This is a genomic window from Pseudarthrobacter cremeus, assembly GCF_051857465.1.
Classification (GTDB): domain Bacteria; phylum Actinomycetota; class Actinomycetes; order Actinomycetales; family Micrococcaceae; genus Arthrobacter.
The window spans coordinates 151,680-174,077 of the sequence record NZ_JBPZHC010000008.1 but is presented as its reverse complement, the minus strand read 5'-3'; the positions used below and the strand labels follow the sequence as shown (position 1 = coordinate 174,077).

Annotated in this window: 15 protein-coding genes; 9 read left to right on the top strand and 6 right to left on the bottom strand. The window is 62.3% G+C overall.

The window, feature by feature from the left end; translation table 11 throughout:
* Positions 1 to 85: 85 nt before the first annotated feature.
* The 3 genes from ACS5PJ_RS15760 to ACS5PJ_RS15750 form a co-directional block, all read right to left on the bottom strand.
* Positions 86 to 838 (bottom strand): hypothetical protein, encoded by a 753-nt coding sequence (locus ACS5PJ_RS15760; protein WP_439435808.1) that lies wholly within the window; start codon positions 836 to 838, stop codon positions 86 to 88.
* A 2,058-nt stretch (positions 839 to 2,896) separates the two neighbouring features.
* Entirely contained in the window at positions 2,897 to 3,199 is a 303-nt protein-coding gene (locus tag ACS5PJ_RS15755) for a hypothetical protein (RefSeq protein ID WP_439435807.1), read from the bottom strand.
* A gap of 347 nt (positions 3,200 to 3,546) precedes the next feature.
* Positions 3,547 to 3,918 (bottom strand): hypothetical protein, encoded by a 372-nt coding sequence (locus ACS5PJ_RS15750; RefSeq protein ID WP_439435806.1) that lies wholly within the window; start codon positions 3,916 to 3,918, stop codon positions 3,547 to 3,549.
* Between the two features lie 377 nt (positions 3,919 to 4,295).
* Between ACS5PJ_RS15750 and ACS5PJ_RS15745 the strand changes: the two genes are divergently transcribed.
* The 8 genes from ACS5PJ_RS15745 (at position 4,296) to ACS5PJ_RS15710 (ending at position 14,465) form a co-directional block, all read left to right on the top strand.
* Entirely contained in the window at positions 4,296 to 5,018 is a 723-nt protein-coding gene (locus ACS5PJ_RS15745; protein ID WP_439435805.1) for a GntR family transcriptional regulator, read from the top strand.
* 115 nt (positions 5,019 to 5,133) lie between these two features.
* Entirely contained in the window at positions 5,134 to 6,552 is a 1,419-nt protein-coding gene (locus tag ACS5PJ_RS15740) for a cation:dicarboxylate symporter family transporter (RefSeq protein WP_439435804.1), read from the top strand.
* A 10-nt stretch (positions 6,553 to 6,562) separates the two neighbouring features.
* Positions 6,563 to 7,915 carry a class-II fumarase/aspartase family protein gene (locus ACS5PJ_RS15735; protein WP_439435803.1) on the top strand — a complete coding sequence of 451 codons (1,353 nt, stop codon included), beginning with the start codon at positions 6,563 to 6,565 and terminating at the stop codon, positions 7,913 to 7,915.
* 958 nt (positions 7,916 to 8,873) lie between these two features.
* Positions 8,874 to 9,410 (top strand): RNA polymerase sigma factor, encoded by a 537-nt coding sequence (locus tag ACS5PJ_RS15730; protein WP_439435802.1) that lies wholly within the window; start codon positions 8,874 to 8,876, stop codon positions 9,408 to 9,410.
* 25 nt (positions 9,411 to 9,435) lie between these two features.
* Positions 9,436 to 10,338, top strand: coding sequence for a hypothetical protein (locus ACS5PJ_RS15725; protein ID WP_439435801.1), 903 nt, complete (start codon positions 9,436 to 9,438; stop codon positions 10,336 to 10,338).
* 11 nt (positions 10,339 to 10,349) lie between these two features.
* On the top strand, positions 10,350 to 10,799 hold the full coding sequence (locus tag ACS5PJ_RS15720; protein ID WP_439435800.1) for a sigma factor-like helix-turn-helix DNA-binding protein: 450 nt from the start codon (positions 10,350 to 10,352) through the stop codon (positions 10,797 to 10,799).
* Positions 10,786 to 11,742 (top strand): hypothetical protein, encoded by a 957-nt coding sequence (locus ACS5PJ_RS15715; RefSeq protein WP_439435799.1) that lies wholly within the window; start codon positions 10,786 to 10,788, stop codon positions 11,740 to 11,742. The genes ACS5PJ_RS15720 and ACS5PJ_RS15715 overlap by 14 nt, the downstream gene beginning before the upstream one ends.
* 1,391 nt (positions 11,743 to 13,133) lie before the next feature.
* Positions 13,134 to 14,465 (top strand): PLL family lectin, encoded by a 1,332-nt coding sequence (locus ACS5PJ_RS15710; RefSeq protein WP_439435798.1) that lies wholly within the window; start codon positions 13,134 to 13,136, stop codon positions 14,463 to 14,465.
* 242 nt (positions 14,466 to 14,707) lie between these two features.
* On the opposite strand, the gene ACS5PJ_RS15705 is transcribed toward ACS5PJ_RS15710, so the two are convergent.
* Positions 14,708 to 15,850, bottom strand: coding sequence for a sensor domain-containing phosphodiesterase (locus ACS5PJ_RS15705; RefSeq protein WP_439435797.1), 1,143 nt, complete (start codon positions 15,848 to 15,850; stop codon positions 14,708 to 14,710).
* A 560-nt stretch (positions 15,851 to 16,410) separates the two neighbouring features.
* Here ACS5PJ_RS15705 and ACS5PJ_RS15700 point away from each other — a divergent pair.
* Positions 16,411 to 18,081 carry a phosphodiester glycosidase family protein gene (locus ACS5PJ_RS15700; RefSeq protein ID WP_439435796.1) on the top strand — a complete coding sequence of 557 codons (1,671 nt, stop codon included), beginning with the start codon at positions 16,411 to 16,413 and terminating at the stop codon, positions 18,079 to 18,081.
* 333 nt (positions 18,082 to 18,414) lie between these two features.
* Here ACS5PJ_RS15700 and ACS5PJ_RS15695 read toward each other — a convergent pair whose 3' ends face one another.
* A complete protein-coding gene (locus ACS5PJ_RS15695) occupies positions 18,415 to 18,609 on the bottom strand; it encodes a transposase (RefSeq protein WP_439435795.1) in 195 nt (64 codons plus the stop codon).
* Positions 18,610 to 18,640: 31 nt separating this feature from the next.
* The gene (locus ACS5PJ_RS15690; protein WP_439435794.1) at positions 18,641 to 21,625 is read right to left on the bottom strand and encodes an Ig-like domain-containing protein; all 2,985 of its coding nucleotides are present in this window, start codon (positions 21,623 to 21,625) and stop codon (positions 18,641 to 18,643) included.
* Positions 21,626 to 22,398: the final 773 nt, after the last annotated feature.

Below are 22,398 nucleotides of genomic sequence, written 5' to 3'. Positions count from 1 at the left end.
ATGCCGGCTACCCCATGGGCTGAGCACGTCGAAGCGTTGGGACATATCTTTCATTTCGCCAGGGGAGCATCGCTAAGGTAAGCAGTTAGCGGCGTTTGCAACTTGATGGTGTTTTCTGTCCGCGTGACTCGGGGGAGGGTCGTGTGGTGAGTGAGGCACTGATGCGCTCTGTGCTTGTGAACCACGAGAGTAGCTGCGGGTCGATGGAGCCGATGACGGTTCGCATGTTGACGAGTTGGGCTGGGACGTTGCTGTTGATGATGGGTCCCAGGTGAGCTATCCGGTTCCGGAGGTGGTAGACGCCTTCGACTGCGCGTTCGAGCTCTCGGGGAGTCCGGCGTAGATGGGGAAATGCCGTGAGGAGCGCTTCGTCCCAGAGGCGTTGTTTGCCGGCGTCATGGCGCCCGGGCAGGATGAATCGCCAGGTTCCGAGGGACATTGCGGCAAGGATATCTTCGTGTAGGGGTTCACGATGGCCCTGTGGCCTGCGTGTAGTCGATTTCACTGCGCGACGTCGGGCATCGGGGATGTCGCGGCCGGCGATGCGGAGCAGCAGTGCGCTTGGATCGAGGAGCCAGTCGGAAGAATGCAGGCGTCCGCTCTCAGGATCGGGCTGGGTGGCGTTCCAACTACAGAGCTGCTCGTCGATGGCGTTGCGTAGGACGACTTCGAAAACGTGGAGGGCTTCGTAGACGGCGCCTGAGAGATCGATGTTCCACCTGTAGAGCCGGATGGCTTCATGCAGGGTTGGTGTTTCTCGGATGTAGGGTGCGAGCCGCTCCGGGCTGATCCTCTGCTGGAGGACCCGTTCGATCGGTGTTTGGTGCGCTGCGGCCATAGGACTAAACCGTAGAGGAAGACAGGGGCAGGTTCCCTGTTATGGATTACTGAGGGTCCCGCGGCCAGGCGCTGCGGGGCCCTCAGCCGTTAACCGCGTTTGCAGCATCTCGGCTTGCGATGCTGCTCACCATTTCAGTGGGATGGCCAGTCAGCGCGTCTGGTGGCCCGCTCGGATGGTGGCTGAGTGAATCGCCGTGAAGACCCTGGAGACCACGGGTGCGCCACATTCCCTAAGTCAACGCGTCATGCCCTCGGGAGAGGTGTGCTTACAAACGCGGGTGACACTTCCAGCACTCCAATCCATGTCGGCGCAAAGAAGGACCGCACCCCTTCGTTGCGGGGTGCGGTCGGTGGTTGGAAAGCTGAAGAGGCGAATTTGGGGATGTTGACAGTGTCAACACTTTTGGCTTCGGACTGGGCCGTATATCGGCCGGACTGGCACGGATTGCTTATGTTTTCTGGAGTTCCCAGTGTTTCCAAGGGCTGGAATGCGGTTCGAGTCCCACCTTGGGCACGCATTCCCCCTCGTCAGAGGGGGTTTTGCTTTTAATGTCTATACATTGACCCTCCGCGGGTTCCTCTGACCGTGGCCGCGGTCTGTTGCCTGGCGCCGCGGTGGCCTGTGAAGTTGTGTCGGTGGCAGGTTCAGGGACCTGGCTGGGGCTATCCGGCTGCTGGGATCTGGGGTAACCGTCCTCTTTTCTTACTGTTTCGGTGGCCGTGGTTGGCCATCCCTAATTCATGGCTGCGGGTTGTGTGGACGACATGACGTGGGGGAGATCCCTGAGCATTTTTCGCTGCGCCCTGCGCCTTCATCTGGTCCGGAGCAATGGGGAATGTGATCGATTGTCCGGCCAAAGGGCTGTGGACACTGTCCACACCCTGTACACGGGTGGTCGTTGCACCGCTCATTTAATCTTCCTGGGGCTCGGAACTCCGGGTGATATCCAGTTCATGGGTCCATCTGCGCTCTGCGACATGACGGGAAGGAAGGTTTACGGCTTCCGTCTCGTCAGATGGTCGGCCGAGCCAGTTTCCAACATGGGTCTCCTCGGCCCCCCGCTGATCCCTTTTCTGATGACTTCCATCCATGCTCCGCTCCGGCCCTTCAGACATGAGCAGTGGGCAGTCCAAACTGCTTCAGCCGAGCGTGGACTCGGCGGCAGGGACGACGTCGGGGGCAGTGGCACCAGCGGGTACGACGTGCGAGCAAGCGGTAGGCACCGGAGGTGTGTGGGAATGCAGACCACCTACCGATCCAGTGTTGTCGCAGGTCAGAAGCGTATTATGCTCAGCGTGTGTACAAACTTCCGGTGAAGTGTGGACAAGCGCACGACTATATTTCAATGCGCGTCCCAGTATCGACTACACCGGTCGACATTCCACGGTGTAATCCGATTCTTGCTCGGTGCTGCAACGGGTTCACCGGACCGAGGGAATTCCATAGAAAGGACCAGCCGGGAGCTTGCAGGCCGGGGGAGCGGAGAGCATGGCGGTGAGTCCAAGAGAGTCGAGCAAGAAGCCGGTCCCTCAGCCGGTCCCAGGCAACCGATGGCATCCGATGTGCCTGGACCTTGCGGTCGGCCGGCCTAAAACGGCCGGCCGCGGGGCGACCGCCTGTTAGTTGGGTCTACTACTCTTCGCCAGGGGAGTGTAGTAACCCTTTCTTGACCATAGTCTGACGGTATTTGAGGAAGCCTGACCTCAGGTTGGGGTGTTCCCTAACTGGTCTCCCGGGGTTACACCCGTGGGCAATGGGCTGAACGGGCCGATCGCAGGGCAGGCGGGACAGGAGGTTGCAATGACCTCGGGCTCCCGACGGTCGAACTTCACAGGCTGGTCGTATCTATAAAGGCTGGCGGTGTGTGAGAGGACGAAGGTCCGCATGAGCGCGGTGACCGGTATGCTGGTGTGGCCTTGGGGTAGTCGGGTTCGACGAACTGATCAACCGTCAGCGGGGCGCTTCCAATCATTGCGTCGAGGTACTGGGCGGCGCCAGGATGGGCAAGAACCGCTTTCTCTTGGCAGGGACCCCGGAGTGGGGGACTTGGCCGGCTTAGGGTGCGGTCACGTTCTGGATTGAGACGGTCTCGATGATTCTGGTTGACGGCTCTCCGACGAGGGAAGGTGCGGTCACACCGGTCTTCCACGTGTCGTTCTGCAACCGGCCCAGGAAGTCCACCGCGGCCTCTTGGGTATCGAAGTCCATCTCCAGCATTACGTAGTCTTCCTGATCGAGTGGACGGGAGATCCGGAATGACCGCACCCCCGATGCGGAACGGTCCAACGGGTCACTGTCGAAGGCCTTCTTCCACATGGTGAAGTCACGGACCTGGTGTTCAATCTGCAGGGTAATCACGAAGGCTCCCGTCAAAGGTTTCAGACGCCCCCACCATAGGCCAGGATCCCCGATTCAGACAGGGGGTCCAGACCAAACACAGGTCCGGTCATGGTGAATGGGAGTCCTGGAGCGAGGATAGCTGCGCTGTCTATAGGGAACGGACTGAAGGCTGGCCGTTCCCCTGAGGCTACCCTGATGCTTTCCGGGGCTTGCGTGAGGGGGCGGCAGTGTCTGAGGTCGAAGCGACAGGGTGCAGGTGTGAACACCAGGGCTGGGTGATGGTCAAGGGTCAGTGCTCCGGCTTGCGGCCGCGGGTGGGGACCGCTCCGGTGGCGGGTTTGTGGACGATGTCCTTGACGACGAACTCACTGACGCAACGCCCGGTTGCCATCCATTGGCTGTTCGGCATAGGCGAGGGCGTCGGTGGCGTCCAGGGCTTCCAGCGGCGTCATGTGGGCTGCGGCTGCGACTTCACGGATAGGGGAGCCGTGGAAGAAGGCATGGGCGACGGCGGATTGCAGCGCGGGTGCGGAATGCTCCCGTTCAAAGCCAGTGGCCGTGTTCCAGGCTGCTGCTGCCTCCACGGCGCGAATGGCGTCATCGGTCATGGCCGGCCGGCTGTCCTGCCCGGGGAGTCCTGGAGTTATGGAGTTGGTCTCCGGGATGCCCGTGCGGGAGTTGGCCGGCTCCCCGTGGGCGGGTCGGGATGGGGCGAGTACCGGTGGGCTGGGCATCATTGGCCTCCGAGGCAGGCACCGACAAGGCAGCGATGCCGGGGTCCGGGGCAACAAGCACGATCCTAGGGCATGAACCCGAACCCTGCGAAAGAGGGCGACCGGACTAATAGTGCTCCCGAAAAGGGGTCCCTGCCTGACACGAATACTAGGCAACGCTCGAGGTGCTGGACGCTCTGATCATGCCAACGTCCCTGGTCTGCAGAGAGTCATCGACGGTAGCCCGGCTCGCAGGGTGTCGCGGCCGGGGAGTGGACGGTGACGGTTCCGCGGGCGTGAGGCCGTGCGTGTTCGCTGGATGACCATGACGTGCCCGCCGCTCCTGAACCTGTCTAGACTTGTCTGGAAGAGTATTGATCCTATAGGGAGGACGGCCGGCGGTGGCTGCCAGGTATTTAGCGATCGCGGAGGACCTTTCTTCGCGGATAAGTGACGGCCAGTGGGAACTGGGCGCCTTCCTTCCGTCTGAGCCTGAGCTGGCCTCCGAATACGGCGTCTCCCGAGAGACGCTGCGGGGTGCCCTTCGTCAGCTTGAAGAGACCGGTCTGATCGCACGCCGCAAAGGCCAGGGCACGCGGGTGGTCCGTCTGCAGCCTGCTCAGGAATTCCACACCAAGCTCTCCTCCATCGAAGAACTCGCCCAATACGGGCGGTCGGCGGTCCGAAGCATCCTGTCCATCGACCAGGTGGTGGTCGATGACGGCCTCGCGGAGGATCTCGGCGTTCCTGAAGGCACCGTCCAGACATGCATCACTTCAACGCGCCAGGACCCGGCTCAAGGGAACCAGCCGCTGTCGTGGGCGAAGGTGTACCTCTCCCCGGAGGATGCCGCCCTCATTCAGAACGACATAAAGGACAGCGACCGGCTGGTGGCCGACCTGGTTGCAGAGCACACGGGCCGGCAGGTCAGCCGCGTGTTGCAGCGCATCAAAGCCGCCGCCCTGAATGTTGAGGCTGCCCGGGTCCTGGGGGAACTGCCGGGCTCCATCGCACTGCAGTTAACCCGCCGATACATCGGCTCAGACGGCCGGGTTTTGGCCGTTGCCGTCAGCACGCATCCGGGGTCACGCTTCGCTTACGAATCGGTTCTCGAGCGCACCTGACGCAGTCCACTTCCGCCTGGTTGAGTCGTTGGTTTTCCGACTGGTCTTGACAGAACCCCAGGACGTGCCTCACATTTGTCTAGACAGATAATGTGTCTAGACAAGTGAGGCGTCAATGAAGTCGCAAGAACAGCTCCTGGAAGCGGCCGGTCCCCGGCCGAAGAAGGCCTGGTACCGGGGCCTGGGTGCACAGGTCATGATTGCCATGGTCCTGGGAATCGTGGTGGGCTTCGCTTTCCCTGGATTCTCCGCCCAGCTCAAGATCGTGGGGGACCTGTTTCTGGCCCTGATCAAGACGGGCATTGCCCCCTTGGTCTTCCTCACAGTGGTGCTGGGTATCCTCTCGGCCGGAAACCTCAAACAGGCCAGCCGGATAGGGTTTTCCGCCCTCATCTACTTCGAGGTTATCTCCACGGTGGCCCTGGGAGTTGGGCTGCTGGCCGCCAACCTGCTGAACGTCGGCGCAGGCGCCGGAGCGCTCACTGCGAACAGCGGGAAGCCGCCGGCCACCGATGGTGACCACACCTTCGCCGGCTTCCTGAAAGGCGTCTTCCCGGAGAACTTCTTTGGCGCCTTCACCTCCGGCCAGCTTCTGCAGGTAGTCATCCTTGCCGTGATCTTTGGAGCAGGTCTGCTCACGCTCAAGCCGGCAGTTCTGGCAAGGATCCAAGGTGGCCTGGATACCGTCTCCGAGGCGTTTTTTGGCTTCATCAATGTGATCATGAAGCTTGCCCCCATCGGTGCCTTCGGTGCCATTGCCTACTCCGTGGGCACCAACGGCAGCGCCATGCTGCTGGCGCTGGCCCAGCTGGTGGTCGAATATTGGGCCGTTGTTGCTCTGTTCATCACGGTGGTCCTCGGCCTGGTCTGCCTGATCGCGGGTTTCAACGTCTTCCGGATCCTGCGATTCGTGAAAGTGGAGATGTTCCTGGTGCTTGGTACGGCTTCCTCCGAGTCGGCCCTGCCCGGGCTGCTGAAGAAACTCACGGCCATGGGCTGCTCCAAGCAGAGCGTGGGACTCGTGGTCCCCACCGGCTATGCATTCAACCTGGACGGCACCTCGCTCTACATGTCCATCTGCACCATCTTCCTGGCCAACGCCTTCGGTGTACACATGGGACTGGGCGAGCAACTGGGCCTGATGGCGATCATGCTGCTGACCTCCAAGGGCGCAGCAACTGTCTCCGGCGGCACTTACGTGGTCTTCGCCTCCACCGTCGCGGCCACAGGATACCTTCCGTTGGAGGGCGTCGCGATCCTGTTCGGCGTCTACCGGTTCATGTCCATCGCCACCGCCTTCTGCAACACCTTCGGCAACGTCGTGGCCACCATCGTCGTTTCGAAAATGACCAAGGAGATGGACGTTCCCAAGGTCCGCCGGGCCCTGGCCGATCCTGCCGCGTTCTTCGCCGAAATGGAGCGCCAGGAAGCCAGGGACGCAGCTTCCCCCGCCGCACCCGGCCCCGGCGATGAGACTCCGGCTTTAGCCGCCGCCGGCGCCCACGAAACCGTCGCTACCGCCTCCACGAAGTAAAGGACAACCCATGAGCTCCACCGTTTACGACTCCCTGCTCTTCCGAGACATGTTCGGCACTGCACGGATGCGTGATGTCTTCAGTGACGACGCCTACGTCAGCCGCATCATCGACACCGAAACCGCCCTCGCACGGGCTGAAGCCCAGATCGGACTTATCCCGGCAGACGCTGCTGCCCGGATCACCGAGACCGCGAACTTCGCGGGGCTCGATCAGGAGCGGCTCCGCCGCGAAACCGAAATTGTCGGCTACCCGATCCTGCCGATCGTGCAGCAGCTCTCCGAACAGTGTGGCGAGGACGGCGGCTTCATCCACTGGGGTGCAACTACCCAGGACATCATGGACACCGCCACGATGCTCCAGTGCAAAGACGGCGTCGCCATTCTCACGGAGCAACTCAACGGAGTCCGCGCCGCCCTGGCCCGACTGGCGGAAACACACATGAACACCCTCGCCGCCGGCCGTACGCACCTGCAGCACGCCCTGCCGGTGACCTTTGGCTACCGCTGCGCCGTCTGGCTGTCCTCCCTTGACCGGCAGGCCGACCGCCTGGCCCAGGCGGCCGAGCGCGACCTCATGGTCCAGTTCGGCGGCGCCGCAGGCACCCTCGCCTCTCTCGGCGAAGGACCCGAGGGCCTCGAAACACGGGCCGCCCTGGCAACAGAACTCGGTCTAACTGATCCTGACATTACCTGGCACGTCGCCCGCGACGGCCTGGCCGAGCTGGTCTCCCTGCTGGCCAATATCGGCGGCTCCCTGGGCAAGATCGCGCTGGACGTCATGCTGATGTGCTCCACCGAATATGGCGAAACGGCAGAGCCTTTCGTCACCGGACGCGGCGCCAGTTCCACCATGCCGCAAAAGCGCAACCCGATCTCCTGTGAGCTCATGCTGGCCGCAGCCAAAATGCTCAGGGACAAATCCTCCACCATGTTCGATGCCATGGTGCAGGACTTCGAACGCGCCACCGGCCCCTGGCACCTGGAATGGGCCACCATCCCCGAGTCCTTCCTGCTGCTCTCCAGCTCCCTGTCCCAAGCGGAGTTCATGCTCTCCGGCCTCGAGGTCGACGTGGACCGGATGCGCGAAAACACCGCCATCACCGGAGGCCTGATCGTCGCCGAAGCCGTCATGATGGCCGTCGCCCCCGTCCTCGGACGCCAGGAAGCACACCACGTCATCTATGACGCCTGCAAAACCGCCATCGAAACCCGCACAACCTTGGAATCCGAACTCCTCAAACACCCTGGACTTGTCGAGCACCTCGGCGCAGAGCGCATCGCAGACCTCTGCGACCCAGCAGGTTACCTTGGCAGCGCCGGTGCCATGACCAAACAGGTCCTTTCGGCGCGGTCCCGCTAACCGCACAAAGTCACGCGCGAGCGACCCCTGCACCCTTTCGGGTAGGGGTCGTTCGTGTCTTTCCGCGCTTATATGCCCCGAGCTCTCTGGGCGCAGCCCGCGGGAACGTAATTGGCTATCGGTCCGGCATACTGCGCTGTCTAGCAGGTCAGACGTGTTTTACGCGGAGTGTGCGTACAAACTTCTGCCTGGACTACAGCGGTATACCTTCCACGGTGTAATCCGGTCCTTGCCCGGTGCTGCGTCGAATTCACAGCTCCGGGCAAGGACCTGACGTTTGCCGAGTTCGTGGTGGAGGGCCCTGATGTGTTTGGCGGCGGGTTCTCCGCCGGTCATGCGGTGGCCAGGCTGCGTTCGCGGAGAAAACGTTCAAGTCGGTGAGTTCATTGGGTGTTTTGGACCTGGTGAGTTTCTTCATGGGTTCTCGGATGGTGCGGTAGGACCAGGCTGGCAACCATGCCTCCTCAAGGGGCTTGATTCGTCGGGTCCATGGTGGTGCGGCCTGGCCGAGTCGGTATGGGGTGTGGTTCGTGATAGCGGCGAGGGCCGCTGACCAGTGCGGGGCGTATTCGGCGAGCATTTTGATCGCGAACTCAAAGTCCCGTTCGGCGATGAGGCGGGTAAAGGTTGTTGCGAAGTCGCGCCGGGCCGGGTCGAAGTCTCTGCCGCGGGGGATATGATCTGTGGCTGCCAAGGTAGGCAGAGGGCGGCCATGACGGTTAGGGTCTTGCCGAGTTCGGCGCGTTCGTGTCCGGCTTCCAGATCGCCCTATGACTGCAGCGACTTAGTGCAGGCCTGACGTGTTCAGTGGAACTGAGCCCCACTAGGGTGCGGAAACTATGGTGGGCTTAGGGCGCGAAAGTACAATTTCCGCGCATTGTCTGTAAGAATTCCGCGGTTCGCGGAAACATGAGGGATAGAGAGAAGCCCAGGGCCTCAAACGAGCGGGGGCAGCGTGATGTTGTTGCAGCGGGAAGCCGAGTTTATCGCCCTTCATGCTGCCCAGCACGAACGCGTTCTGCACTACATCCTCCGTCGTGTCGGCGACATGGAAGTAGCTCGTGAGCTCGCGGCGGACGTTTTCCGCATTGCGTGGCAGAAAAGCGGAAATGAGCCCACCACCGAGGTGGGCTGGCTGTTCGCCGTGGCGCGGAACGTCATCGGAAATGAGTACCGCGGCAGGCGGCGCAGGCGCGAGCTGATTCTCAAACTCGCAGAAGGTGTTCGCGCCGCCGCCGAACCTGGCGGAGATGATGTGGAGGCTGCTGTCGCAGAGACTCTCGGCAAGCTGCGGCCCAGGGACAGGGAGATTCTGATGTTGCATTTCTGGGACAAACTATCCACCGCAGAGATCGCGGCTTCCCTGGGATGCACGGAAAACAGTGTTGCGGTCCGTCTTCATCGGGCCAAGCATGCCTTCGCCGTTGCCATGCCCGCAAGGCTCACTGCCGGTTATACGGAGAAGGCAGGTGGACACTCCCATGGACAGGATTGAGGAACTCCTGAAAGGAGCCAATCCCGTGCGACCCTCAAACGCACCGAGGCTGGATGCCCGGGCCGAGTTGGGTAGAGCGCTGGAGGGCGCCGCGGCCCTGCAGGTCGGCGGTCAGGACTTTGTTGACCATGACCGGAGCCCGTGGAACAGGCTTACCCGAAGGCCTTGGACTGTTGCGGTCGCTGTGGCTGTGTTATCTGCGCTGGTGCTTGCCGTGGCCATGCTGACCCTGGTCTTGGCCCCGCTGCAGCCAGCACCGCCGGCGGTCAGCCCATCACCGAGCGGTAGCGGCACGGCGTCGGGATCGGACGGATGGCGGGTGCTGCGGTTGTCCACCAAGGAAGTCGGCGGAGCCACCGGCCCGCAGGTTCAGATCGAGGTGGCCCCGGGATTTACGACCAGCAGCGACGTAGCCAACGAAAGCTACGACTCCCTGTCCATCAAGATCGTCAGGGATACCTCAACCCAGGAGGTCCTTGCGCAGATCTACTACGGGAGGGTGTTGCCACAGCGCGACCCCCAGGCCTGTGTTGCCCCGGCCGAGCACTATGTGGAGTTGGATAGCATCCCGGTCGATGTACCCGTCAATGCCCAGACACCGGGGACAACATCGCCGAGGTTCGTCTACCGCGTTGTCACAGGCACCGGCCTGAAGGCATCGTTCGGGATCACTGCGCTGCCGCCCGGGACCGCAGTGGATGGATGCACGGAGTACCACCATATCGAGTCCTTTCCGAGTGGCACCATGCTGACTGTTTCAGACCATTTCCAGTTCAACGGTCTGGCTGCCGGATGGTTATCGACCTTGACGACCTCCGCAACTCCCACGTTCGCCTCGCTCGACGAAGCCAGGGCGTTCATGGGAACGGACGAGTACCAGACGTACAAACGGATGCTGTCATCAGTGCGCATCATCCAACCGGAATAGGGAGCGGGGCCATGCCCAGCCAAACAGGTGACTTTCCAGCAGTCTTCGACAGAATCAGTTTGTTCCTGGCCCGCAGGACTGGTGATGCCGACTACGCGCAAGTACTTGCCACGGACGCGCTCCGCTGGGCACTGAGCCAATCACAGGCAGGAATCGACGTCCCCTTTGGAGTACTTCTGGCCGCGTCATCACGCCCGGCGGCCGCAGCCATCCGGGAGAGGGACAACGAGGTGGCACAGCAGGAATCCATCGCCGGGATCATCGCGTCCCTCCGCCCTGTGGAACGGGAAGTGCTGAGGCTCGTCTACTGGGACCAACTCAGCATGGGCGAACTCGCTGATTACCTGGGTTGCTCCATGAGGCGCGCAGGAGCGCTCCTGGACAAGGCCTACAGGCACGCGGACCGCCGGGCCCAGCGGCTCGGCTACATCCTGGCAGGCAGTACCGATGAAACCGCTTGAGCAACAGATTTCTGATGCGGTGCCGCGCCTCCAATCGCCGTTGTTTACCATCGACGCCGGTACCAAGGTGGCCTCCGATGGTTTCGAAACGCTTGGGCCCGGTTTGTCGACGAACCGGTCCTGCCGAGGAGGCCTTGGGAGGAAATTCATGCACGCCGTCCTGGCGTTCACGCTGTTGGCCGCAGGAGGATGGGGCGTCGCTGTCGCACGTACGGCGCCGTCGAAGCAACAGGAGGACAACGTCGGCGGTGGTCGCCCCGCGGGCAGCGCCGCAACCGGAGTGGGCTTCCCGTCCGCCTCATCCATCGAATGGCGAACCGCTTCCTTGGTCACCCCCTGGGCCGATGCCTCCAGCACGATTGAAGCAAGCATCGAGCTGCCGGTCGTTTGGAGCGTGCACCGCCTAGAGCCCTCGGCTGGGTATCCCGGACTGAACGCTACTGTGTTTGACGAAAACTCCTTGCCCGTTGCCATGCTCTACGTGGGTCCATCGCCGGACCCACCAGCGTGCCCCCTCTCCTGGGAACCCGAACTGATATTGCAGCAAACCAACGTCACCACAGGCGCAGAACTGTTGGATCCTAACCTCGCGTCCGGATTCTCGTATGGGCTAACAACCGAAAAAGAAACCAGGGGATCCTTCGGACTCGTGCAGCGGACGTCAGGCGGGAACGCCTGCGGGGATTCTGAACGTGTACCGGAGTCACCACTGTTGATCCTCAGATTCGGTGATGTCCTCAGACTCGACACCCGGGGCCATTCCGCTACAGCATCCAGATCCAGCTATGCTCGCACGTTCTCATCAGCTGAAGATGGGCGGCACTACCTCCAGTCGCAGGAATTCGCCACTCTCAAACGGCTCATCAGTTCCCTGAGATTCTCGTTCCCCGACGACCTTTCGCGGCTCTGGCAACTGCCGGACCATAGACGCCCATCGAACTGAGGAGGGGCGGTCCCCACGCCGATCCCGGTATCGTCCATCGCGTCTTCACAGGAAATTCCAAGATCCAGGCACCCATAATGAACCGAAGCCCCGGCCAACCGCTATTCAATCGGAGCTTCGGCAATTATGCGCGTCCGGGTTGCGCCGGGCTCGTCGATTGCCACGACTCTCCAGAGGTCGGGGAATCGCGCAGCCATGGCATGGCGCGATAACTCGGAGTGAGCGTCACTTTGGAGGGCATAATCTGGCGGGCCGGATTGAGTGCAGTAACGAGATATCGTTACTGCATTCAATGTCGTCGGCCTTCTACATTTCGGGGCAACCTAACCACCACTACATGGGTGTGTGAACCCTACCTGGTCGCGCGTCGAGCAGGCAGATAAAGCACGGGCCGGAGGGGGTCAAAGGGCTTCCCATAACAGAACCGGTGACCACCGTGCTGAACTGAAAAGATCCGAGGTTCATTCTCCCTCCCGGTATACTCGAGGCTGAAGGCCAGGGGGCAACGGCTTGCATCGAATACCACATTCAACGATGCCCTTTCGGCGTCCAGCGCTTCTCGTTTCACTCTCGGTGGGCAATAAGCAGAGGCAAAGTCAGCTGGAGAGCGAAATTAGTCCCCACCGCGATAATCAGGTAGGACCAGAAACCGGGCTGCTCCAGAAAACCCGCGGTGGTATGTTGCAGTGGCGGCCGCTGCCTTAGCTACAAAGAAGCCCACCGCATGGGCCTTTCCCACCATCCACGCGGCGTTGGCTGAAGCGTCTCTTCGGCCAAGGGACCCCTCGCCTTTGTCCCTGGGACTTATCTGAGTGCAGTCTCCCAGACGATGGCGTTGTCGACGTACCCACGGCTCTCGAGGCCTTGATTTCGGAGGACACGCTCCACGTCCGCCGCAATTTCTAACGCCTCCTTCAATGGCAACTCTCCGGCGCCTTATTGATTCAGCGCCGTGCCTTGACAGGCTTGCTGACTGGGAGCAACGTATCCAATGGCGAGGCTAATCCTCCTGCCAGATAGAGGGCTCTTGTGAGTTTATAAAAAACCGCATTTCGCGCCGCGGCAATTTTCCGTGCCAGCCTGAAATCGTGTGGTTCAGTTTCGTTCCTGCAAGAATTTCGGCGGCAATGTCCGGAAAATTGGCTGGGAGGATTGCACCCGCAACTTCGGCTTACCTAATAACGTGACAGTCGTTCCCTGCGCATGGACAGTAGGCATCGGCTATGAGCCCGGCTCCTCTTCATGTTGCCGTTCGCCAAGTGGAATCTGCTCTTAGTTCCGTCTCGCCGGGTCTTTGAATACGCCGGCCTTAGATTGACTCATCTTTCTTAAGGATTGGAATGGTCATGGTTTCTGGAATTGTTAGTTCGGTCAGCCGCAATCCCGATCAGATGGATCTTTTCACCGTCCACGACGACGGCCGTGTCTGGACTATGTGGTGGAACTCCGCCGACGGCTGGTCTGACTGGCGTCCGTTGGGCGGGTTCTTTCCGCCCGGCGCGGTTGTCTCGGCGGTGGCGCGTACGGGGAACAATCTGGACCTCTTCGTCGTCGGTAATGACGGGCGCGTCTACACGTCCTGGTGGTTCAACGGCGCCGAGTGGTCCGGGATCAACGACAACTGGGTGTTGCTGGATGAGGCACATCAGAAAACCTTCAGCGGCCAGATTAGTAGCGGTGGACTTGCGGCACTCGGTGGCTGGGGGAAAGTAACCATATTCGACGATGGGACCTCCGTCTGGAGAGGTCACGCCCATGACAGCGGCGCCGACGGCTACGACTTCGGCATCAGCGCGATGTTGGGGGACCGCGGCGGCCGGGTAATTGCCTTCGCCCATCAAGGCCACGTGGGCGGGACGATCACCGCAGGTTCACGGGATCACGACTGGGAAGACCATTACCCATTGCAGCCCATCCTCAAGGCTCATTACCGCGGTTTCGCTACCGGGGATTTCCAATTCAGAACGGACTACTCCAGCGACATTGGTTCTGCGTTAGAGAGCGCAATCAGTTTCCTGACACGCTGGGTGGTCGGGTCCACCCCACTGGGGTCCGCGATAGGCCTGATCGTTTTCGTTGGTGTGGAGGTCGGCTCCCTGATCAGCACCGGCTCGCTGGTGCCTGGGGCACGTGTGGTTGAAGGGGTACTTTGGCTGGCCGGCCCCTCGAACACGCTGCTCGCCCTCGCAGCGGAAGGAATCGCCTCGGCGGGCAGCCGGACCCGGGAACTGACGGGAGACGAATATGACTGGGCCAACAACCAAGTATTTGCCGGAAAACTGCCACCAAGGGACCGCTTGGTGCTCACGGACACGATCGGCGCCGGGAACCGCGCCTTCACCTTCCCTCGTTTCGACGGAAAAATCACCATCAACATGGGGCCGGACAGCTTCGATGACCCGCGTCAGTACGAGGTAGCCAGCGGCTCACGGTCCTACGGGGAGGTCTTCATCCATGAACTGACCCATGCCTGGCAGATCGCCCACACACCGATGGACCTTGCCCTCCTCGCTGACGCCTTGGCGAGCAAGATCTGCGAAGCCGGGGGCGGCAACCCCTATACGTATGGGGCGGCCGGGCAGCCGTACGGTGATTTCAATCTCGAAGAGCAAGCCCAGATCGTCAGTGACTGGTTCTCAGGCCGGAAATCTCCCCCGCCCATGGACACCAACAGTCCCTATTTTCCGTACATCGCACAAAACATCCGCACAGGGCAGTACTAAGAACAGGAGCCAATTACCGGGGTGACCGAGGCGGCCGGATTAGCGTTTCCCCTGCGCAATCCACCGCTGATGATCTTGTCGGCGGCGCCCGGACGCAGCTGTTGCTGATGGTGCGTTTTTTGAAATCGCCCGCACGTTCGAGGGGGCGTCCGAGCTGTTCGCTAATGATGCTTGGATAGAGGAAATTTTGCCCCAAGGATTGATCACTACTCGGTTCGCCAAGGATACCCTGACAAACCTGCTCAACCGGTTGGGGCTTCGCCTGTCTGCGTTGACGGTTTCGGCAGTGCCGGTGCTTCCGGCCAATGCGTCCAGTCTTCCGGTATCACCGCTGGCCGGCCAAGGAGGTATCCCTGCCCTGCGTGCATGCCCAGATCCGTCACGGCCTCCAGCTCCGCGTCGGTTTCGATTCCTTCTGCAATGAGAACGGCACCGATCTGCTCAGCGAACCCGACCATCGCCGCTCCCAGGGCGCGCTGTCCCTGGTCTGAATCGATGCCTGCGACGATGTCCCGGTCCAGTTTGATCAGGTCGGGCTTGAGCTGCAGGATGTGGCGCATTGACGCGAATCCGGCCCCGGCGTCATCAACAGCGATCCTGACACCTCGGCGCCGCAGACCGGACAGTGCCGCGGCAAGTGGGCCATAGTCCGACACCGGGTGCCGTTCCGTCACCTCCAGCACCACTCGCCGTGCCGGGATCCCGGAGCCCTCCAGGACTTCTCCGAGCCTGGGATCAACGCAGACAGTGGGCGAAACGTTAACCGCAACGTAGATGGACGACGGCAGACTCGTGGCGGCTGTCAGTGCCGTTCTGAGTGCCAGGAGCTCAAGGTCCACGCCAAGCCCGACTGAGTCCGCCTCGGTGAACCACGCTTCCGGGGAGATTCCTGAGGAACTCAGAAAGCGGGTGAGCGCTTCGGCCCCGATCACTGCCCCGGTATCCAAGGCCCTGATGGGTTGGAACGCTGTCAGCAATGTCCGGTCGGCGAGCATCGCTTCTACCCGCTGCCTGACCTCGTGGGCGGTCGTATGGGCGGCAACCCCGGCGCCCAGGACCCGGGTAGTGCCTTCGAAACCGCTCTCATGTCCGGCGCTGACCTGCAGGGGTCGGCCGGAGACCTCCACGACAACGGACGTCCCGTCCTTCCGCCGGCATACCGTTACCAGCCCGGACCACGCCCCGTCTGCCCCTTCCATGCCTGCCTTGTTTTGCATTGCGGCGGCCAGAACTGAGGGTTCGATCACCATGCTGATATGCCGGCCCAGCAATTCGGCGGGTACATATCCAGTCAACTCCAGGCAAGCTGGACTGGAGAACGTGAACCGCCCGTCGTTCCCGGTCATCCACAGCCACTCCCGGCTCGTGGCCAGTAAAGTATCCATCAAGCGGGCTGCCCGTCCCGCGGCCGCCCGCTCCCGCAGCTGCTGACGTACAAGGACACATGCTGCAAAGAGGACCACCGGCACCAGAAACAAAGCGAAAACATACAGAATCCACAAGGACCCTTCAAGAAACACCCACGGTTCGTGCCCAAAAAGATGAGGGACACTGATCGACACTGCTACACCTGTTTCGAGGCCGATCGCTACCAGCAGCCACGTGCCCAAAGTTCCCGGCAGCACTCCGCCTTGCGACCGCAAGCCTCGCCGATCCTCAGGCACCCCGCACCCTTCGGAAGCCGTCCGTGTCCACTTTGCATCGGACCACAATGACCCCCTTATCATATAGGACGAAAATCCAGTCATCAACAATTTCCATAGTGTCAGTGCCGGGTCCGGACACATAGCCTTTAGGCGAAAAGACTTCGTTCGAAATCTCTTATCGCCCTACGCCGACAACACCGAAGCGATTGTGGGATCTGCGGTGAACAGGTGGTGAAGGCACCGTGAACTGCGGCGTGTGCGTTGGAATTCGCGTCCGCCGGCACCGTAGGGTCGCGGCTATGATCACACCCAATCATCGCTTCCGCAGAGCTTCCATCACCGCAATGGCCGTGGCGCTGCCGATAGCATTCCTTGCCCCCGCCGGCGCTTCCACAGCGGCGCCCGACACTGCACACCAGGCTGCTGCCGTCACCCCGGACCCGTCCGCCAACCTCGACCTGGGCGCTCCCGGTCTGCCGGAGTCCCGCACCGTCACCACCCTGGCCCCCGGCCTCACGCGCACCTCCATCACTCGTGGAACCCCCAACCAGGACTTCTTCTGGACCGCCGAGGTTGCCGTTCCGTCCATCTCCCCGGATCCGGACGCCCCCGCGTCAGCGCTGTCCACCCAGGCAAAGGCGCAGGAAGTCGCCGATAAGCTGAACGCCGCAGGCGTTGCTGCACGCGTCGAGCATGTCCAGTCACCGCAGCTGGCCGACGCCGGAGGGGACCTCGGCTATCGCGTGCGTGCCGGGAACTTCACGTCCAAACCCGACGGCGCCGCCACTGTCGCCCAGATCAAGGCGGCCGGTTATAAGTCCTCCGTGATCTACACCGGCTGGGACGGCGACGAAGGCTCCAGCGAGAACGACCACGGGCCCTGGAAGCTGGAGGTCCTCACCATCGACCCCAAAGAATTCCGCGGCGACCTGACGTCCTCCTTCGGCCCCAACCTTGAAGACCGGGAAAAGACCAGCCAGCTTGCGGCTGCCTCCGGCGCCCTGGCTGCGACCAACGGCGGCTACTTCGTCATGGACCCTGCGGCCGGAGCTCCGGGCGATCCCGCAGGCGCTGCGGTGCAGGACGGCAAAGTCCTCAGCGAACCCGTCGGGGACCGGCCCTCCCTTGTCATCGGCGCCAAGAACGAGACCTCCGTCCAGCGGCTGCACTGGCACGGCACAGTCACTGCCCCCGGCAACACGGCCGAGCTTCCCCTGGACGGTTTGAACCGCGTGCCGGGCCTCATCCGCAACTGCGGCGGCACGGACGACACTCCGACGAACCTGCCGCTGCACGACTTCACCTGCACCGACGCGAACGAGATCGTCGCCTTCACCCCGGAGTTCGGCGCCACGACACCGTCCGGTCCCGGACTTGAAGCCGTCCTCGACGCCCACGGCACGGTTACGGCCGTTAACAGTGCCCGGGGCACCGCTGTCCCGGCCGGCGGCCACACCCTGCAGGCCATCGGCACCGACGTTGACACGCTGGCGGCCCTGGCCAAGCCCGGCTCTAAGCTGACGGTGAATACGGATCTTCTCAACGAAGGCGGGAAGCCCCTGAAGACCGGCGCCACCACCGACGTGGTCAACGGCGGACCGACACTCGTCCAAAACGGCGAGCTCAACGTGACCGCCAAGCGCGACGGCATGGTCCGCACAGGAGACAGCAACTCCTTCTTCTACGGGTGGGTGCACAAGCGCAACCCGCGCACCATTGCAGGCGTTGACGCCCAGGGTCGCACCCTCCTGGTCACCGCCGACGGGCGGCAGATGACGTCCCTCGGGCTGAGCATCAAGGAATCCGCCGATGTGGCCCGCTCGCTGGGCATGGTCAATGCGATCAACCTCGACGGCGGCGGATCAACCACCATGGTCCAGGACGGCCAGGTCGTCAACTCCCCGTCCGACGCAACCGGTGAACGCCCGGTCGGAGACGCCCTCCTCGTTTTGCCGGGCCGCAAAGACTAGGCCCCGTTCAAACCCCGCCCCCGGCACCAACTGCCGTGGGCGGGGTTTTCCGCGTCAGACCAGTTTGAACTCGCACCACAATGGGTAGTGCTCCGAGATCCGCCAGGACACCTCGCTGCGGGTCCGTCCCCGAAGACGCGCGGGATGAAGTCGAACGTCCCTGCCCGCTGCCCGTAGGCCAGGCCCTTCAGCAGGGAAGTGACGTCCGGTTTGAAGAACCAGGCGAGTGGGTCACAGGCCCGAAAGACCTTTCGGATGCCCCTGGGGTCCTCTGGTACGGGCAGTCACAGCAACGGGATCCACGCCGCGTCTCGGTGCGCGGCACTGACTGGTTCACGGGACAGCACCAGCTACGCCGCCGCCGTCCGGCAGGTTCCGCCACACGATCCCGGACCGGTACCGGTAAGCGATGCCCTCGACGACCTGTCGGTGGTTCCGGAACGGGCGGCCGCGCTGGCCGTCGGAGCTAGGCAGCAACGGCTCAACGCGGGCCCACTGATCATCGGTCAAAATCTGGAAACGAGCCACGCACTCAAGTTTTCCAATCAGCCGTCACGCCCTAGGGGGAGGTCAGGGTGAGGATGAGTTTGGGCCTGTTGGCGGTGGTGGTGTTCTCGCTGGAGGCGAAGTCCAGCCCGTCGCTGCTGGAGGAGTCCACCGCCAGCGACAGCTTCTGGCCCAATTCCGCTTTCAATGCCTCCCGGTCGAGGGTGACGCTGTAGGTAGCGGCGATGGTTGCACCGGTCAACGTCCCTACCAGGGTTCCGAGTGGCGGGCGAGAGTTGTAGCGAATAGCGCTCTCGGTCCAGTTGTCGTCCGAGACCAGCTTGACTCGCTGGCTGCCCGTCGAGCCGTTGGTTACCCCGAGCTGCAGCTTGGCCTCCATGATCGTCTTACCTGTGTAAGACCCAAGGTCGAACTTCAGATAGCTGATCTCGGTGGGGATGCCGAAATCGACCCCCAGCACCGTGGCCGAGCCGTAGTCGGTCGTGGTGGCACCACTGGAGACATAGCTGTCCTCGAGCGCCTCAACGGTGATCGTCTCGGTCGTTCCGCCTGCAGTGGCGGCGGCGGTGGTGAAGCTCCACGTCTTGGCCGTGGCCAGCGCATTCCCGTTGGCGTCCTTCACTCCGGTACCAATGGACGCGTTGTAGGCCGTGGAGGCAGCCAGATCCGTGTTCGGGTTCAGGGTGACCACCCGGCTGGTGGCGTCGTAGGTCACCCCGGCCGCCACAGCAGCCCCGGCAGCGTTCTTCAATGTCACGGTGGTGTCGTTAATGGTGGCCGCGTCCATCGCCTCGGAGAAGGTCGCGGTCACATTCGTGTTCACCGCCAGCCCGGCCGCCTGGTCGTCGGGCGACACAGCGGTCACCGTCGGCGCCGTCGTATCCCCACCACCGCCCGAGGCCTCCGCGCTAAGGGTGAGGATGAGTTTGGGCCTGTTGGCGGTGGTGGTGTTCTCGCTGGAGGCGAAGTCCAGCCCGTCGCCGCTGGAGGAGTCCACCGCCAGCGACAGCTTCTGGCCCAATTCCGCTTTCAATGCCTCCCGGTCGAGGGTGACGCTGTAGGTAGCGGCGATGGTTGCACCGGTCAACGTCCCTACCAGGGTTCCGAGTGGCGGGCGAGAGTTGTAGCGAATAGCGCTCTCGGTCCAGTTGTCGTCCGAGACCAGCTTGACTCGCTGGCTGCCCGTCGAGCCGTTGGTTACCCCGAGCTGCAGCTTGGCCTCCATGATCGTCTTACCTGTGTAAGACCCAAGGTCGAACTTCAGATAGCTGATCTCGGTGGGGATGCCGAAATCGACCCCCAGCACCGTGGCCGAGCCGTAGTCGGTCGTGGTGGCACCACTGGAGACATAGCTGTCCTCGAGCGCCTCAACGGTGATCGTCTCGGTCGTTCCGCCTGCAGTGGCGGCGGCGGTGGTGAAGCTCCACGTCTTGGCCGTGGCCAGCGCATTCCCGTTGGCGTCCTTCAGTCCGGTACCAATGGACGCGTTGTAGGCCGTGGAGGCAGCCAGATCCGTGTTCGGGTTCAGGGTGACCACCCGGCTGGTGGCGTCGTAGGTCACCCCGGCCGCCACAGCAGCCCCGGCAGCGTTCTTCAATGTCACGGTGGTGTCGTTAATGGTGGCCGCGTCCATCGCCTCGGAGAAGGTCGCGGTCGCATTCGTGTTCACCGCCAGCCCGGCCGCCTGGTCGTCGGGCGACACAGCGGTCACCGTCGGCGCCGTCGTATCCCCACCACCCGGCGGTGTGGACTGGTCCGTAAGATCTATGTGGGCGTGCCAGTACCGGGCGTTGCTCCTCGAGGCCGCCAACACCACCAAACCGGTCTGACTGTTCACGTTTTGTTTCGTTGATGTGGGGTCGTTGATGTCCGTGTCGGTACTGCTGCTGATGATTGGCGTACCGGCGCCGGGCGGGAAGGCAATGTTGTCAAGCGGCGCCTTCTTGTAAAAGACGGTGCCGCCCTCCTCAGGCGCGACCGCGAACATCCAGACCTGACGGTGCTCCTCGTCGATCATGACCATGGGCCGGGTGTGGAGATCCTCCACAGCGCCGAACTGCGCGCTGGTCCAGTGGGCCTTACTATCCCTCACCAGGAGCGCCACAAACGTTTGACCGACTTGCTGAGCGGCCGTCTTTATCGCTGCAAAGAGGCGGCCGCTGCCGTCGCTTGTCAATTGCCTGAGGTTTAGATGGTCGTTCGCGCATCCCCCGGTGCAGTTGATTCCTCCCCCGTAAGCGACCTCGGTCTGCCACGAGTTCTCGGGCTGACCGTCCTGGTGGACGGCAAGGTAAAACTTCTTATGCTCCGGCCGCTGATTGCTCCACATGATTCCGATCTTGTCGCCCTGGAACGACGTGACTGCGGAGATATCGTCGTGGTGCACCTGGGCGTTGGTTGTCGGCAGGACGAACGGAGTCGCCCACGCCGTATCGCTCATCGTCGAGTGGTTGACGTAGACACGGTTGCTGTTGTCGGCCGAGACGACGGTGTAGGTGACCCATAGCGTGCCGAGGGAGTCTTTGGCCACCGTAATCGATTCCGTGCTCCCGCTGTGGAGGGTGACGGGGAATCCGGCGTCTTCTGAGTATGTCGTCGTCGACGCGTTGTAGCTGAAGCGGTGAAGCGCTGCGGACCCGGAGGTCACCGCCGTCTGGGATGGTGGCGAGTTCCACTCCGAGAGCACAGTCGTGCCCGACACGACGTAGAGCTTGCCGTCCTTTGCGTCCCAGAGCGCGTCACCGCGCGCACTCGCCCGTGCGTCAACAACCGTTTGCGTCTCCTGCCACGCCTGTGTGGCGGTGTCGAGTCGGTGGATCTTCGTCGCGTTTGCGGACGCGCTCCACAACAGCCCCCACCAGCTCCCATCCTGGAACCAGAGCTTGCTTTGGGCCTTGTCCGCAGTCGGGGTTTTCACGCCGTCGCCTGCGTATGACGGTCCTGGCACGCCGACATCGGCTGCCTGTGCCGGGAGGGGGAGGGCGACAGTGACGGCCGCCACGAGTAGCAAAGCGATGAAAAGGCGTAGAAGACGCATAAGGGTGTCCTCGCTGAGTCGGTGACACGGGGCTATTCCATAACCTCCCGAAGCAAACACTGTAAGTCGGCACGCCACACCCTGCGCCGCAGCGGAGCCAAATAGGGGAGGCTAGAGGGGGGTTAGGTAGACGTTTCCCCAATCTTTCAACGGCGTCACCGCACACCGGAAAGCCATTGCAGCTGGTCGCGCTGCCTCGTGCAGCTGGCTTTCTTCCGGCCCCAACCCCGCAGGCGTCACCCCTTCCTGAACAGACCTACTACGATCTACTAATCGGCTCATTATCAGACGACGCCGCCACCAAAAAGGCGGCATGATTCCCGGGACGGTTCAGAGGGCTTCTGACAGTTTGTGCAGTTGCTTTCTGAAAATGACACGAAAAAATTTCGTGTGACTTTCGGCGGTAAATGGCGGCTTCTTCACGGCGCTATTTGGCGCTTGGTGCAGCCCGCAAGGGGATTCTTCAGCGGACCTCCTGCATGTTCCAGGGGCTGATCGTCGGAAGCTAAGGAAGCAGCGGTACGCGAGTCATTCGGCGTTGGGTAAGGCTGCGCGATTATCGACGGTGGCCTACCCAGCGATGCCAGTATTTGGCGTCCTCGCTCCCGGTGCGCAGCACCGCGTCTGGCTGCGGGGGTGCGGCCACATCTGCAGGAGACAGTAGTCGACAGAGTGATCGGAGAACTCACCTTCCCTTCCTCGACCTCGTCCCTTTGCGCTGACACCGCGACGACGTCCACCCATGGGGCATCGGCGTCGGCCCTGGGCTTGGC